Source organism: Bradyrhizobium sp. Kon58, from assembly GCF_055807455.1.
Map to the genome: position 1 here is coordinate 1 of NZ_JBVVOT010000150.1, position 467 is coordinate 467.

The following is a 467-nucleotide window of genomic DNA, read 5'->3' on the forward strand; positions in this document are numbered from 1 at the left end:
CTTCGAGCTGCAAGCGGCGGCCAGCGAAAATGCGATTGTGCTGTCGTTGTCCACCAGCCACAGCTTCGCGCTGGATGAGGTGTGGCGTTACCTCAACAGCCACAGCGCCGAACACCTGTTGATCCAGGCCGTGCTGGATGCGCCGCTGTTCGGTGTGCGCTGGCGCTGGAACGCCGGGGTGGCGCTGGCCTTGCCGCGCTATACCGGCGGGCGCAAGGTGGCGCCGCAGATCCAGCGCATGAAAAGCGAAGACCTGATCGCCAGCGTGTTTCCCGACCAGATCGCCTGCCTTGAAAACCTCGCCGGCGAGCGCGAAGTACCCGACCATCCCCTGGTGGAACAAACCCTCGACGACTGCCTGCACGAAGCCATGGACAGCGAGGGCTGGCTCGCGCTGCTGCGGCGCATGGAAGCGGGCGAGGTGCGCATGGTCAGCCGCGACTTGCCCGCGCCGTCGCCGATGGCCG

1 pseudogene is annotated in these 467 nt (G+C 66.6%); it reads left to right on the forward strand.

The window, feature by feature from the left end:
- Positions 1-467: pseudogene (locus AC0L20_RS39890) on the forward strand (ATP-dependent DNA helicase); the annotation flags it as partial.